Source organism: Runella limosa DSM 17973, from assembly GCF_000482465.1.
In the GTDB taxonomy this organism is placed as follows: domain Bacteria; phylum Bacteroidota; class Bacteroidia; order Cytophagales; family Spirosomataceae; genus Runella; species Runella limosa.
In genome coordinates, this window is record NZ_AXVJ01000066.1 from 1 (window position 1) to 13,650 (window position 13,650).

The 13,650-nt window shown below is 40.1% G+C and carries 12 protein-coding genes and 2 pseudogenes; 11 read left to right on the forward strand and 3 right to left on the reverse strand.

All coding sequences use genetic code 11. The features are described 5' to 3' along the window. Positions 1–43 precede the first annotated feature (43 nt). Both K339_RS0108005 and K339_RS0108010 read left to right on the forward strand, forming a co-directional pair. A complete protein-coding gene (locus tag K339_RS0108005; protein ID WP_028523146.1) occupies positions 44–526 on the forward strand; it encodes a helix-turn-helix domain-containing protein in 483 nt (160 codons plus the stop codon). A 20-nt stretch (positions 527–546) separates the two neighbouring features. Further along, the gene (locus tag K339_RS0108010) at positions 547–1,047 is read left to right on the forward strand and encodes an IS630 family transposase (protein ID WP_157607516.1); all 501 of its coding nucleotides are present in this window, start codon (positions 547–549) and stop codon (positions 1,045–1,047) included. Between the two features lie 89 nt (positions 1,048–1,136). Here K339_RS0108010 and K339_RS0108015 read toward each other — a convergent pair whose 3' ends face one another. Together K339_RS0108015 and K339_RS0108020 are read right to left on the reverse strand one after the other, a co-directional pair. Further along, complete coding sequence (locus tag K339_RS0108015) at positions 1,137–2,027, reverse strand: LytR/AlgR family response regulator transcription factor (RefSeq protein WP_169731826.1); 891 nt, start codon at positions 2,025–2,027, stop codon at positions 1,137–1,139. Between the two features lie 13 nt (positions 2,028–2,040). Next, positions 2,041–5,061: a sensor histidine kinase gene (locus K339_RS0108020; protein WP_028523149.1), complete on the reverse strand. Its 3,021-nt coding sequence runs from the start codon at positions 5,059–5,061 to the stop codon at positions 2,041–2,043. A 243-nt stretch (positions 5,062–5,304) separates the two neighbouring features. Here K339_RS0108020 and K339_RS38085 point away from each other — a divergent pair, with 243 nt between their 5' ends. The 8 genes and pseudogenes from K339_RS38085 (at position 5,305) to K339_RS0108045 (ending at position 11,613) form a co-directional block, all read left to right on the forward strand. Beyond that, the gene (locus K339_RS38085; protein WP_169731827.1) at positions 5,305–5,661 is read left to right on the forward strand and encodes a LytR/AlgR family response regulator transcription factor; all 357 of its coding nucleotides are present in this window, start codon (positions 5,305–5,307) and stop codon (positions 5,659–5,661) included. A 323-nt stretch (positions 5,662–5,984) separates the two neighbouring features. Continuing rightward, a complete protein-coding gene (locus tag K339_RS35815; RefSeq protein ID WP_028523150.1) occupies positions 5,985–8,612 on the forward strand; it encodes an Ig-like domain-containing protein in 2,628 nt (875 codons plus the stop codon). Positions 8,613–8,673: 61 nt separating this feature from the next. Next, a complete protein-coding gene (locus tag K339_RS0108030) occupies positions 8,674–8,973 on the forward strand; it encodes a transposase (RefSeq protein ID WP_028523151.1) in 300 nt (99 codons plus the stop codon). Continuing rightward, positions 8,970–9,407: an IS3 family transposase gene (locus K339_RS37835; RefSeq protein ID WP_157607518.1), complete on the forward strand. Its 438-nt coding sequence runs from the start codon at positions 8,970–8,972 to the stop codon at positions 9,405–9,407. The genes K339_RS0108030 and K339_RS37835 overlap by 4 nt, the downstream gene beginning before the upstream one ends. A 12-nt stretch (positions 9,408–9,419) precedes the next feature. Then, a pseudogene (locus K339_RS37840) lies at positions 9,420–9,866 on the forward strand (IS3 family transposase); the annotation flags it as partial. Between the two features lie 252 nt (positions 9,867–10,118). Beyond that, positions 10,119–10,193: pseudogene (locus K339_RS38090) on the forward strand (DUF3885 domain-containing protein); the annotation flags it as partial. Positions 10,194–10,265: 72 nt separating this feature from the next. After that, the gene (locus K339_RS35820; protein WP_051397876.1) at positions 10,266–10,664 is read left to right on the forward strand and encodes a hypothetical protein; all 399 of its coding nucleotides are present in this window, start codon (positions 10,266–10,268) and stop codon (positions 10,662–10,664) included. Next, the gene (locus tag K339_RS0108045; protein ID WP_028523152.1) at positions 10,630–11,613 is read left to right on the forward strand and encodes a tyrosine-type recombinase/integrase; all 984 of its coding nucleotides are present in this window, start codon (positions 10,630–10,632) and stop codon (positions 11,611–11,613) included. Before K339_RS35820 ends, K339_RS0108045 begins: the two co-directional genes overlap by 35 nt. 12 nt (positions 11,614–11,625) lie before the next feature. On the opposite strand, the gene K339_RS0108050 is transcribed toward K339_RS0108045, so the two are convergent. After that, complete coding sequence (locus tag K339_RS0108050; RefSeq protein WP_028523153.1) at positions 11,626–11,988, reverse strand: hypothetical protein; 363 nt, start codon at positions 11,986–11,988, stop codon at positions 11,626–11,628. 590 nt (positions 11,989–12,578) lie between these two features. Here K339_RS0108050 and K339_RS0108060 point away from each other — a divergent pair. Beyond that, positions 12,579–13,643, forward strand: a complete 1,065-nt coding sequence (locus tag K339_RS0108060; RefSeq protein ID WP_028523155.1) for a Fic family protein — start codon at positions 12,579–12,581, stop codon at positions 13,641–13,643. The last annotated feature ends 7 nt before the right edge of the window (positions 13,644–13,650 follow it).

The window sequence follows — 13,650 nt, forward strand, 5'->3', positions numbered from 1 at the left end:
ATACTGATTTTAAATTTTGATTGCGTATTTATATTTTTGTTTTATGGACTACGCAACAGCAATATCAGAAAGCCCCGACACATTAAAAGAGTTGATGGGCAAACAAAAACTAACGATTCATCGGGATCGCTTGCAGTATCTCTATGCTCTGAAGACGCAAGAAGTAAAATCTCAAAAGTCAGCAGGAGCATTAATAGGTCTGAAAGAACGTCAGAGCCAAAATTTATGGCAATTATACAGACAAGGAGGGCTTACCCTTCTTCTGGATTTGAGTCGTCAAACCTATTTCGGCAAACTCAGTAGTGTTCAAATGAGTCTTTTACGAACTTATTTAAAGACTGACCAAGCCAATAGTTTAGCCGATATTCAAGAGTGGCTTGAAAATAACCTGCAAGTAACTTACACCCTTGGTGGTATCAGTTTACTGTGCAAAAGGCTCAAAATCAAACTAAAAACAGGTCGTCCTAGCAATGTCCGTCAAGACAAAGAAGGCATGGAAGCTTTTAAAAAAACTTCCATGAACTGACCAGTGATTATAAACAAGCCGTGTTTTTTGAGGACGAAATGCGATTTGGCACTCGTACCGAAAACAAACGAAAATGGACACCACAAGGGCATCGGCCGCAGGCCCCCGTGAAAATAGGTTATGAGTTTTCATATCTTTATTTAGCCCTCAAGCCATATACGGGAGAGGTTTTTGCGATGATTTTGCCTTACATGAACATGGAATGTTTTGCCCTATTTATCAAAGAATTTAACCAATGCCTTAACCGAACTACTTTGTTGATTGCTGACAGAGCAACAACCCATCAAAGCAAAGTAACAAAAGATACTTTAGTAGTTTTACAACACTTGCCTACGGCCTGTCCCGAGTTGAACCCTGTTGAAAGGTTTTTTCAAGAGATGAGAAAAGAACTTGCTAACAAAGTTTTTGACACTATCCAACAAGCACAAGAGCGTGTCTGTGAGGCCCTAATGAAGGTTGCTGACAACTTAGAAAATGTAATTAAACTTACTAAATACCCTTACATCAAAATACGCAATTAATCTTTAAAATTAGTATTATGTTTTTATTACCCATTTAATTAGTTATGAAGGCGGGGGAATTAGTATTCTTAATACTCATAGGTAAAATATTACTTCCCAAACAATCCTTTGAAAAAACTTTTTAAAGGTTCTATTTTACTATTTATTATACTGTTTTGTGTATTCAAATACTGTCTTAAACGCTGTCCACCTTGACGTGAGGCGTAGAGTGCTTGAGGGCATCCTTTAAGTTTTACCGTTTGCTCCCCATGGTCATACGTTTGTAAATAATCAAGATTGATACACAAGCTATTACTGATTGAAAAAAAGCGTGCATCGTTTTGAAGAATATCGACATACTGCCCTAGATTTCTGTTGGCCACTACAGCATGAGTATTTGAAGCCAACCAAAAGTTGGTCATACTCGCTTTCGCTTCCAAATAAAGTATATCCGAAAGCTCTATCATCTGAATCTTACCCCCAATGAGCGTAATTGCGATTCGTTCTGAGTTTTTTTGGGGGGAGTTGAGAAAATCTATTAAAAGACTTAATTGTTCATAATTTTGGATGGGCTCTTTCTGCTTTGCCACTTTTACCACTGCTGCTTGTAATTCTTTTGCGCTAAAAGGTTTTACTAAGAAATCAACCGCAGCATATTTAAAGGCCTGAGTGGCATTATTGAAGTCATAATGTCCAGTCATAAAAATAATACTTAGTGAATCTAGTTGGTTTTTATGACGCAATTGTTCCAACAATTGATAACATGAACCTCCCGTAATCTGCACATCTGTCAGTAATAAATCTGGATTTGTCTCAACGACTACCCTAATAGCTTCGTTCATCTCAGAAGCTACACCAACAACCTCTACATTAGGGCATAATTGTGTTAAAAACGATAAAACATTGTCTCGTTCAGCAGAATTATCTTCAACAATGACAGTTCGTAACATACGAAGTTCTTCCGAATTAGGGGACTCATTTAATAGTAACTCTATATTCATGAGTGGATGCTGTTTAGACATGATTTATACGAATAGTCACAATCGTGCCTGAACTTTTTATTGCATCTTCGGTATGTATTTCAATCTGATAGCCCAAAAGATTCAACAAATGTGCACGCTGCATAGTAAGTGTAGTAGAAACAGAGTTTTTTTGTTGAGGTTTAATCTTCTGAAGTTCAGCCGCCGCTTGACGGCCTATCCCATTATCCTCTACTTTGCAAATAATGGTTTCATCAGGAAGAGTAAAGAAATTAACTTTTAACATTCCCAAACGTGAACTGTTCAGAAGTCCATGAACAATGGCATTTTCGATATAGGGCTGGATTAGAAAAGGAGGCAAACGGTAATTATCTGTATTGACCGAACCTTCTATTTCAAATCGAGTTTCAAAACGTCCTTCGTACTGTAATTGCATTAGTTGGATGTACATTTTCAGCAATTCAATTTCTCGTGAAAGCGAAATTTCTTTTGCAAACGGGGTAGTTTCATCTTTGAAAAGTGAATCTTCTAGGTAAGCGCGTGTAAGCCTACCCATTTTTATTAAATTATCGCTTGCTTTTTCTGCATCATGGCTTAAGATCAACTTTTGAATGGCTGCAAGCGTGTTAGAAGTAAAATGTGGATTCATCTGCGATTGAATCGTCTGAGCTTGAAGCAATCGCATTTGTCGTTCCCGTTCTTCCACTTGTTTTTGTTTAATAAAAAGCTGATTCGATTTTCGAGTATCTCTCCACCATAATATGCCAAGTATAGCCGTCAAAAAAAGTCCAACCAAACTAGCGTACCAATAAAAATTGGGAGATTTCCAAAAATAAACCGAAGTTGTGAACTGAACGCTACTGATGCTTGATTGAGTTGACTCTAAAGTTCCTGTACACGAGCGAACTTGTAAGGTGTGCGTACCATTAGGTAGGTTTGTTAAATTGATTTCATCATTTTCTGTCCAGGGCGACCACGTTTCGTTTTCTCCCAGTAAACGATAGCTAAATCGCGAGCGGAAGGGCCTATCTTCCCCAATAGATTCCACTTTTACCCTTACATCGTTTTCACCAAAGGCAAGTTTGATAGGAGCATTATTTTGATTAAAAGAGACTCTCTCGTCGTTAACATGAGTAATGAACGTTCGTAAGGGTTTTATGGTTAAATCCAATTTTGTTGGATCAAAAAACGATAAAACAGAACTTGAGGTAATCCAAATACGTCCACGAGAATCTCGGTAACTACCCAGCTGACCTGGCTCTAAGCCCATAAACCCATTATGATGATTGAAGCATTTCATTATCACACGACCTTCTTGGTTAAATCGTTTTAAATCTAATACATATAAATTATACGCATCGGCTATCATCAAGTGGTCATTATCAATTTGTTCAATACATTGTATAAGTTTGGAAAAATACCCTTCTAGCACCAATTCAAAGGCATCGGTTTTGGGGTTATAACGGCAAACTTTACCTCGTCCCCCTAACCAAACTGTCCCTTGCCAATCCGTGTACAACACTCCACCGCCCTTTACAGGGAGCTTACTATTGGCTTTGGTGTACGCTTTAAACTCTTTCTTTTCAGGGTTATAACGCTCGACTCCTAACCCAGAAAACCAATAGTCCCCATCTGTAGAAACCGTTGAACTCATCACAAGGTCATCAAACAAGGGGGATTGTCCTCTAAGCGAATCCGTGCGGAAAGGGGGAGTCGTCTCTATCGTATATACATGTTTGTTACTTGCCGCAATTATCTTCCCTCGTTTTTTGTCCTCGCTAAGGCAAAATGCAATACTATTAATTTTACTTGGTCGAAAAAATAACCATTTTGTTCCGTCATACCGAAAAACTCCATTAGCTTCTGGCAACCACAAAGCACCCTTTTCATCCCTGATTGCCCGATAGTACCATTGGTTTTTGAAGTGAAAAAGAGATTGGTAAGGTTTGGGAAGAGTTTTTCGGTGTCGTTCTACAAGATTCATCAAAGGGGTAGAAGAAAGATTGACCAGTGTGTCTCCATCGTATTTTTGAATTCCTAATTCATAATTTAAAAAGAACAGGTTTTTCTGACCATCTTCTACTACACTCCAAGCATTGGGTACCTGCTGATTCGTAAAACTCCGAAACCCATTGATTGATATTAATTTCCACAACCCTTTCTCGGTAGGCAAATAATAGGGCACCGTGTTGTACTGATTAAGAAATGACAAATTATGAGCTAAAGGTGGGTTTTTCCCCATATTAAGTACCTGCTTACTGTTTGCTGGAATATAATACAGTGTTTCTTGGTGAGTAAAAAAATAAGGGAATTGAAGCGTGTTTTGAATGTTTATTCCTTTGGAATCGATTCGTAAAAAGGGAACAACTTTGTGCTGACTGTCCCAGTAACTATGGACTTGTTGATTAGTAGATTGATTAATAATAATGACTTGATTATTTAAAAGATCAAATGCTAGTGCCATTTCAGGCTTTGGCGTGAACTGATTAAGTTTTCCATGACGATATTGATATAAAATATTATTTATATCAAGTAGATAGCTCTGACTTTTAGAATGATACAACGCTCCTAATAATGATCCTTTGGGTAAATTAGGAAGTCTAACAGGGAGTATTGTATCACCTTCTACTTGATGTAATTGATGATTGATAACCATTTGTATCGCACCTTTAGGCCCTTTAATAATCGTCCCCAACCCATCTGAAGAAGGCAATAACCACTTCTTGAACGTTTTTCCGTCAAAACGTGCCAAATGTGTCCCTGCACTTACCCAAAGGTATCCTTTCTCATCTTCATCAATATCAAAAACAGGCCCATTCCAAAAACCTTCTTTCTCGGTGTAGTTTTCAAAAGTTTCGCCGTTGAACTTACTTAGTCCAAACCACGTACCACACCATATATACCCTCTACTGTCTTTGTGTAAGCACAAGACCTGATTTTGTAATAGACCTTCATGGGTAGTATATTTTACAATAGGGAAGTCTTGAGCGAGGCATTGCCCCACCCAAGTAAAACCTAACCCAAACATCCACAATAAATTAATGATAAATTTCATCTTTTTTGCCTATGTATAGCAAGAGTAAATATTTTTCGTTTAATCTTTAATTATGACCTTTATTTTGGTTTGTTTTTCGCATCATTTGTAGGGAATATCGTATTCAAAGTAATTAGTAGAGAACTGAAAATAACCTAAAATGTGCAGTTTATTCGAAATATCTGCCATCTGTCTGACAAAACCAATTTAGTACTTCTTTTACTTTGTATGTTTAGGTCGTTATTCTTTTTTGACCTATACAAGATGACTGCCCAGCCAGAAACTCGACCACTTTCTTCCGATACTTATCTACAGTTATGTAGGCTTTCTATAGCTATTACCCAAATTGTTTTTTTACGAGGATGTAAAAATTACACATTCTGTCATCTTATTGATGGTCAGATACTACTCTTAAGCAAAACTCTCAAGTACTATGAACAGTTACTGACTCATCAAGGTTTTGTACGACCCAACAAGTCATACCTGCTTAACACTAGATATGTTTTGGAATATACTCCCATTGAGATTGTTATGTGTACCCACGAGCGCGTGGGAATTTCGAGGCGAAAGCGTAATCGAAACAGTGATTTTTATACAGTACTACAAACAAAAATAGTCTAATGGTAAAAGAAGCAAATCCTATTGCAACAAACAAGCATAATTATGTCTTTTTACAACGATTTTTATAGCACCAAGAAAAGAGAAAAAACTAGCTATGTTAGCCCGTTCTATAAAATGCCAAGGAATTGGTTTCACGCAAATATTTGAGACAACAGGTCTCCAACCAGAAATTATTCAAAGTCTGTAAACACGTTAACTGCATGAATATGAGAATTTTATTTTTTGTACTAGTACTCTTTATGGGGAGCCTAAATGCAATGGGTCAGAACTCCTCTATTTGTGGAGTAAACGAATTTAGTAGGTTAGAAGCAAACGCGCGTAAGATGGCTGCTACTCAATTTTCTGCCGCCGACCCTAACACTGTATTTACTTTGCCCGTTGTATTTGTGGTATATCATTTAGGTGAATCAGTTGGTACGGGTTCTAATCTTTCAGATACCAAACTCAACGACGAACTGGCTAAACTCAACGATGCGTTTCGAGCAAGAGGGGCTTTTACAGGGCTGAACGATACCAAAATCCAGTTTGAACTCGCCAAATACGATGCTAATTGTAGTTCTACCTCTGGAATTGTGCGCGTTAATGCCAGTGGTGTAGCTGGGTATGCGGCCAATGGCTTGAATAACAGTGACAATACAACGCTCCAAGCTTTACGGGCGCTTCACTCTTGGAACAACCGCGATGAATACATCACTATTGAACTGGTGCATAAACTCAACGGCGCAGCAGCATACGCTGGGTATTTGAGCGGTTACTTAGTAATAGATGCCCAAGCCTATTGGTATGGGTTGACTGCACACGAAATGGGGCACTGTTTGAATCTAAGGCATACCTTTGAAGGAGACAACGGCGGGACTCAGTGTCCTCCCAATACCGACCCCGATACACAAGGGGATTTAATCAGCGATACCGACCCTCATAAATCAACAACCTTTTGTTTGAATGCTGCCAATTCCGAAACGAGCATCAACGAGTGCTCGGGCGTAGCATTCGGTAAACTATTGCGAAATTTTATGTCCTACAATGGTCCTTGCTGGGACCGATTCACACCTAAGCAGATAGAACGGATGCGTAATTCATTGGTGAGCTATCGCTCCCAATGGCTTGCCTCCAAAGCTTTAACGGGACTTACCTCGCCCCCTGTTGTTAATGCCGTGGAGCGCTGTGGGTCTGGAGTGGTTACATTTACCGCTTCTTCCTGTTCTGGTACTTACAATTGGTATTCGTCAGCAAGCGGGGGGAGTTCGTTGGGGACATCTGCCACTTATACGACTCCATCACTTACTACCACCACCAACTATTACGTCACTTGCACTACTACTACCTGCGGCGAAAGCCCGCGCCAAGCCGTAACGGCTACGATTCGCCCTGCTGTGGTAAGCCAAACCGCCTGCACACCCACGGCTACCAATGGATTGAGTGTTTACTTCGGAATTTCGGAGTTTTCGTTTGCGAGTCTCAATCGGACAGGTGGACAATCTACCAATGCGATTGGAAGTAATTACGGTGATTACACCTGTTCAGTAGCCGTAGTAAATCTACAAGCGGGAAACAGTTACCCGTTTACCATTAAATCTTTGTATAACAACACCGTACAAGCCCGTATTTACATTGACTTTAATAATAACGGCCTATTTACCGACGCGGGGGAATTGGTCTATAATGGTACTTCTTTTTTAGCAACTCATACAGGTAGTATTGTTATTCCTACCACTGCCACCACCAATACGGGCTTGAGAATGAGGGTAATGATTGACCAGGTGGGCATTTCTCCTTGTAGTCTTACGGGTTCTGTACAATACGGTTCAGGGAGAGCCGAAGATTTTGCCGTGCTGATTGCTCCGTCGTCTTGTACTCCACCTGCTGCGCCTACTATCAACTCGGTCAGTATCAACAGTGGCCAAACTGCTACACTGACGGCGAGCAATTGCAGTGGCAGTGTCAAGTGGTACGATGCCACCACGGGAGGAACACTGCTCTTCACAGGTAACCCCTATGTGACGGTAGCTTTGAGTACCTCCACCACACACTATGCAAGTTGTACGCTCAATAATTGCGAAAGTACGACACGCGGAATCTGTACGGTGACGGTTTCGACGGGTACTTGTACTACACCTACAGGAATGCAATGGAGCAATAGAACTACGCAATCCTTTCAGCCTCGTTGGCAGGGTATAGCAGGGTATAATTATGTAGTGCGTTATCGAATTCAGGGCAGTACCGCTTGGACAGAAACCGCCGTCATTCCCTGCACTTTTACAGGAGTTTTATCAACAACACTCCTCAACCTCGTTACAGGCAGTACCTACGAATGGCAAGTGAAGGCAATATGTAGTACTGGGAATGAAAGTGCTTATTCGGTTTCTACACTTTCAACCATTGATACCGCCAGCCCTCCTTGTGCATCTACCCTTACCCACAGCACTGCTACGCTTCCCGCAGGAGTTTATCAGGCATCACAAATTATTGCAAGCCAAGCCAATGTGGTGAATAATACGAAATACTTTGCAGGGCGGGCGGTCTTGTTACAACCTGGATTTAAAGTAAACAGCACTCAGCCTTTTACAATAACAATAGAAGGCTGCCCTAGTCAAGCCCCCGCATTACAGTTTACGGGGACATCGAATTTTACGGCCAATGGCCAAAACTATACCTCCTATGGTTTGAGTGTTTCCAATCATTCCGTTTTTCCTAATTCGTTGTTTGCTGCTGCGCCAAGTTTGCCCCTTTGCGGAACGGCTACCAATACCGCCCGAACTTGGGTGTATGTCTATGATGCGACTACAGGGCAGCAGTTGAGCTATTTCTGTACACTTTCAAACGCAGCCTCAATGACTGGTCTTGCTTTTTCAAGAGTTACTGGGATATCCGCCCCCGCATCCGTGTATGTTGACGTATATGATAGGCTATTAAATCTGCGCTATGTTTCTAATGCGGTGACGATTCCTTAGAGGGAGATAATTGAGATGGTCTAATAAATCGGCACAGTGAACTTGCTTAACTTGCAAGATCATGCAATCTAAAAGACAATCCCTCAAACGTCGTAAATACGACGCAGATTTTAAGGCAGAAGTCCTTAAAATGATTACCAACGGCCAGAGTGTGGCCTATGTATCTCAGGCTTTGGGTATAAGTGAAGCACTGATATACAAATGGAAACAACGTACCAAAGGGGAAGAAAAACAACTCCTGCTCGGACAGATTTCCGACACACTTCTGGAGAATCAACGTCTTCAACAACGTGTTCGGCAGTTAGAAGTTGAACGTGATATCTTAAAAAAAGCCTTGAGCATTTTCAGTCAACAGACTTGAGACAACGATATGAGCTGGTAAAATGTCTGGCTGGGGACTTCAGCGTTGAAACTCTTTGCTTAGTCTTGGGCTTAAGCCGCACAGCTTACTATCGGTATCTGCGGGGTGCCAGCTATCAATTAAATGCTGAAAAAGAAAACAATCAGCAACTGGTGGAACAAGTTTTTGCAAAGCATAAACGACGATATGGCAGTAGGCGAATTATAGCCGAGCTGAAAGACAAAGGGTACTTAATTGGCCGTTATCAAGTAAGGGTAATAATGAAACGGGTTGGTTTACAGGCTATTCAGCCAAAATCGTTTGTGCCGCGGACAACTGATAGCAGGCATGGAAAAGGTTACTGGCCAAATTTGCTTTTAGGGCAAACGTTGCCCACAGCTCCTAACTTGGTTTGGGTCAGTGACATCACTTATTTGCCACTGATTAACGGTTAGTGGGCATACTTAGCAACCTGGATGGATCTTTTTTCGCGCAAAGTAGTAGGATGGCGAGTGGGTCAAACCATGGAAGATGAACTGGTTATTACTCCGCTGCGCAGTGCTTTACAAATGCGACAGCCTTTAGCAGGATTAATCATTCATTCAGACCGAGGTGGGCAATATGTATCTACTGAGTTAAAAGAATTGATAAGTTTGTGGCATATTAGGCCCAGTATGAGCCGGGTCGACGATCCTTACGACAATGCTTTTGCCGAGTCGTTATGGAGCCGCTTAAAGGCGGAATTATTGGAGGGTGGAGCATTTTTAAGTGTCCATGATGCACACACAGAAATCTTCGACTACATGGAAATATACTATAATCGGATAAGAAAGCATTCCTCGCTGGGATACAAAAGCCCTGAACAATTTGAAAATGAGCATTATAAAAACCTGACAAATTCACTGTGCCGCTAAATTGAACCACCTCAGACATGAAAAATTTAACTCAAAATAAGACAAAAATCTGTGCTTGAAGTCTCTAACTTTCTATCATTTACGTGTCCAATAATTAGCGGTTAGCACAGTATTTGGCAAGTTGGCAATTCTATTAAGAAGCTTGAAGTGGCTCTCAAATGACAGAGACTGTGAAATCTAGTCCGCTAAAAAGTTATACCCTAATTTGTGTCCAACTTTTAGCGGGCTGGAAAGTTTCAAGATAACTCTGACAAAGCCTTTCGGATGTATGACGACAGAGGTTGTTATGTTTGGGCAAATCGACGAAAAGCAGTTCAAGTGCTATAAGAATAATTTTATTACTTATGATAAGGTTTAATTATCATAGATAATCTGTAATTTTGAAAAAAACTAAAAATTATGACCCGAGAAGAACTTGAAAAGCTTATCTATGTAAAACACCCCTCCTTGCAGATACGAGAGAATCAAATAGATTCCTTATTATCAAAGGGTGATGATAATTTCGATTTTTGGCTGCTGTCTATGAATTTCGGGAATGCTTGCTATCGTTATATGAGCCTTGCCAGGGGTGAAGAGACGATAGAAGATTTTGAAGAATGGCTTGAAGGGCTTCCCGAAAATATAAGAAAACATTTTGAAGAGCAAGGATTTGAAGCATCTAAATCCGCTTGGCCTTTTCGCCGTCATGTGATGGAACGGCGTGATATTGGGATGGATGAATATATCAAAGGCTTATTACATCCAGCAGATTGGGAAAAATGGAATGGGTACAAAAAAAGTGATGGTGATGAACAGTGAGGTATTGAAAACTGAGAAAGGCTTACCTTTGCACGTCGGGGAGGTGCTTTCCCAAAAAATGGCTGACTACGCCCGTAAGGGTTTAGAGGGGTCTGCCAACACCCAACGCGCATATCAATCTGATTTAAAGTATTTTAGGATATGGTGTTCGGAGAATGGTCAAGTTGAAATGCCTGCCTCTGCGGCTACCTTGGCCGCTTATGCGTCACATTTAGCTGATACTCATAAGTGGGCAAGTATCAACCGAAAATTGGCGGCAATTCGTAAACTTCATGAATTGAGCAACTATGATTTACCAACCAAAGACAGGGCTTTTCGAGCAGTAATGGAAGGAATCAAGCGAACGAATGGTGTGCGCCAGAAGCAAGCTCCTGCGTTTAAGATGAGAGAGCTCAAAAATATTTTACGCGAAATTGATACCACGACCAATGCAGGGCTACGGGATAAGTCCTTGATTTTGTTGGGATTTGCTGGGGCCTATCGACGTTCAGAGTTGGTAAGTCTGAATATTGAGGACATACATTTTAGTGACGATGGCGCGGTTATTTCTTTATCTAAAAGTAAAACGAATCAATATGGGGAGGCCGAAGAAAAAGCTTTTTTCTTTAGCCCAGAAGCCGATTTTTGCCCCATTCGAACGTTAAAAAACTGGATAAGTCGTTTAGAATACACAACTGGTCCTTTGTTTGTGAGGGTGCGTAAAGGCGATAAAATTACAGACAAACGTTTAAACGATATGACTGTTTATGAGACAGTTAAGAAGTATTTTGGAGAACGTTACTCTGCTCATTCGCTGCGAGCATCTTTTATCACGATTGCCAAAATCAACGGGGCAGATGATTCGGAAATCATGCGGCAAAGTAAACACAAAACGAGTTTGATGATTCAACGATACACCCGGATCGAAGACATAAAACAACACAATGCAGCAACGAAATTGGGACTTTAAAGGGAAAGCGAATTAGTTGAAAGCAGGAAAATTTAATTTAGACAGTTCTACATATATATCATCTTCAGTGTTAAATATGCCGCCTGTTTTGTTCTTTCGAATTCGGTAAATCTGGTCAACCTTCATCTTAATTTCATCAATTTGATAAAGATTGTCAGGATTTAATCTAACTCCCAAGCTGATACTGTCTTCATCAATAAACACATTGGCAACTGCATTTTTGTGAATATAGATGTTGGCTAAATACCAACGTTCGTTAGCTTTTTCTGTTGAGGTATGTTCATAATAATTGGCCATGAGCATATAATGATTTGATTCATCGCCCAAATCATTAAGCATCTTTTGGAGTATGGCTTGTAATTTTAAGTCAGTCATATTCAAAAAGCGAGCGCGTATCTTTTTTACAAAGTACGCAGATTTATTTCAACATGATGAACATTTTTTTATTTCTTCAATAATTTTCCCTTTAATTGCTCATTTTCAAGGACGTACCGTTGCAATTGTCCTTTCAGGTACGCATTTTCGGAAAGCAGAGCTGAAATTATCTTTTCGGTTTCGTCGTATGGAACGGCTTCTTCTGATTGTTTGGTTTGATTGGCATATCCCCGACAGGTACCGCAGCAATACTTAGCAGTAGAACAACTGGCAAAGTAAACACAAAACCAGTTTGATGATTCAACGTTATACCCGAATTGAGGACATCAAACAACACAATGCTGTAACAAAACTGGGGCTTTGAAGGCCTTCAGAATTGATTATTCAACTGGGACTCACGATTTAGCTTGTTTTATTGAATTCTCAGTGGCTTCTAAAGTCCACTCCGTAGCACGCTCAGAACTGCAAGATTATTTGCCATTCATCCCACTTTAGTATTAAACGTGTATAAAAAATGCTACTTTTTATACACGTTTGACAGTTCATGTATAAAAAAATCGTAAATTTATACATGAAATAAACAGGTTGAAATGAGCTATCGAATCAAAGAGCTGCCGAATATCGGAGAGATAGAAACAAAAAAGGTACTAAAAAAGTCGTTGCAAGCCAATAAAGCTTTGGCCGAGCTTAAGGGGATATTGGCTACCATTCCTGACCAAAATATACTAATCAACACCTTATCATTGCAGGAAGCCAAAGACAGTTCGGCCATCGAAAATGTCATAACCACTCATGACGAGCTCTTCAAAGCGTCACTTGATTTACAGGTTTCGGCTGCCGCCAAAGAAGTACAGTCCTATGCGTCCGCACTCAAAAGAGGCCATGATCTGGTGCGACAATACGGCTTTTTGAGCACCAAACATTTATTGCATATTTTGGATATTCTCGAACCGAACAACGGTGCTATCCGACGTTTGCCAGGAACAGTACTGAAAAACCAACAAACTGGTGAGGTAGTTTATATGCCTCCACAGGACTATGACGAAATCATTCGCCTCATGTCCAATTTAGAGCAATTTATAAATAATGATGAATTGGCTGATTGGGATTCTCTGGTTAAGATGGCCATTATTCATTTTCAATTTGAAAGCATCCACCCTTTTTATGATGGGAATGGTCGTACAGGACGGATTATCAACTTATTATATCTCGTGCTTAAAGACTTGTTAGATGTTCCAGTGCTATATCTCAGTCGTTATATTGTTCGCTATAAAGGGCAATATTATCAAAAACTCCAGGCTGTTCGAGATGATGACGACTGGGAAAGTTGGATATGTTTTATGTTGGAGGCGGTTGAAAATACGGCTCTTTATACCATTGATTTAATCAAAGCGATTCGGGTATTATTGGAAGAAACAAAAGTCTGGTGTCAGGAATCACATCCTAAAATTTACAGTAGAGAATTGCTGGATAATCTCTTCAAACATCCCTACACAAAAATTGAGTTTGTGATGCAGGATTGTCAGGTTACCAGACTTACAGCTGCCAAATATTTAGAGATTTTCGCGGAAAACAATTTACTGACGAAAGTAAAACTAGGCAAAACCAATTACTTCATTAATCAAAGGTTAGTAGAGTTATTAATGCAACAATAAAACAGTA

What these genes read in the sequence shown, in the direction of transcription:
- K339_RS35815 (WP_028523150.1), top strand. Translation starts at nt 5,985, where the DNA reads ATGGCTGCTACTCAATTTTCTGCCGCCGACCCTAACACTGTATTTACT.
- K339_RS35820 (WP_051397876.1), top strand. Translation starts at nt 10,266, where the DNA reads ATGACCCGAGAAGAACTTGAAAAGCTTATCTATGTAAAACACCCCTCC.
- K339_RS0108050 (WP_028523153.1), bottom strand. Translation starts at nt 11,988, where the DNA reads ATGACTGACTTAAAATTACAAGCCATACTCCAAAAGATGCTTAATGAT.
- K339_RS38085 (WP_169731827.1), top strand. Translation starts at nt 5,305, where the DNA reads ATGACTGCCCAGCCAGAAACTCGACCACTTTCTTCCGATACTTATCTA.
- K339_RS0108060 (WP_028523155.1), top strand. Translation starts at nt 12,579, where the DNA reads ATGAGCTATCGAATCAAAGAGCTGCCGAATATCGGAGAGATAGAAACA.
- K339_RS0108020 (WP_028523149.1), bottom strand. Translation starts at nt 5,061, where the DNA reads ATGAAATTTATCATTAATTTATTGTGGATGTTTGGGTTAGGTTTTACT.
- K339_RS0108005 (WP_028523146.1), top strand. Translation starts at nt 44, where the DNA reads ATGGACTACGCAACAGCAATATCAGAAAGCCCCGACACATTAAAAGAG.
- K339_RS0108030 (WP_028523151.1), top strand. Translation starts at nt 8,674, where the DNA reads ATGCAATCTAAAAGACAATCCCTCAAACGTCGTAAATACGACGCAGAT.
- K339_RS0108045 (WP_028523152.1), top strand. Translation starts at nt 10,630, where the DNA reads ATGGGTACAAAAAAAGTGATGGTGATGAACAGTGAGGTATTGAAAACT.
- K339_RS0108015 (WP_169731826.1), bottom strand. Translation starts at nt 2,027, where the DNA reads ATGAATATAGAGTTACTATTAAATGAGTCCCCTAATTCGGAAGAACTT.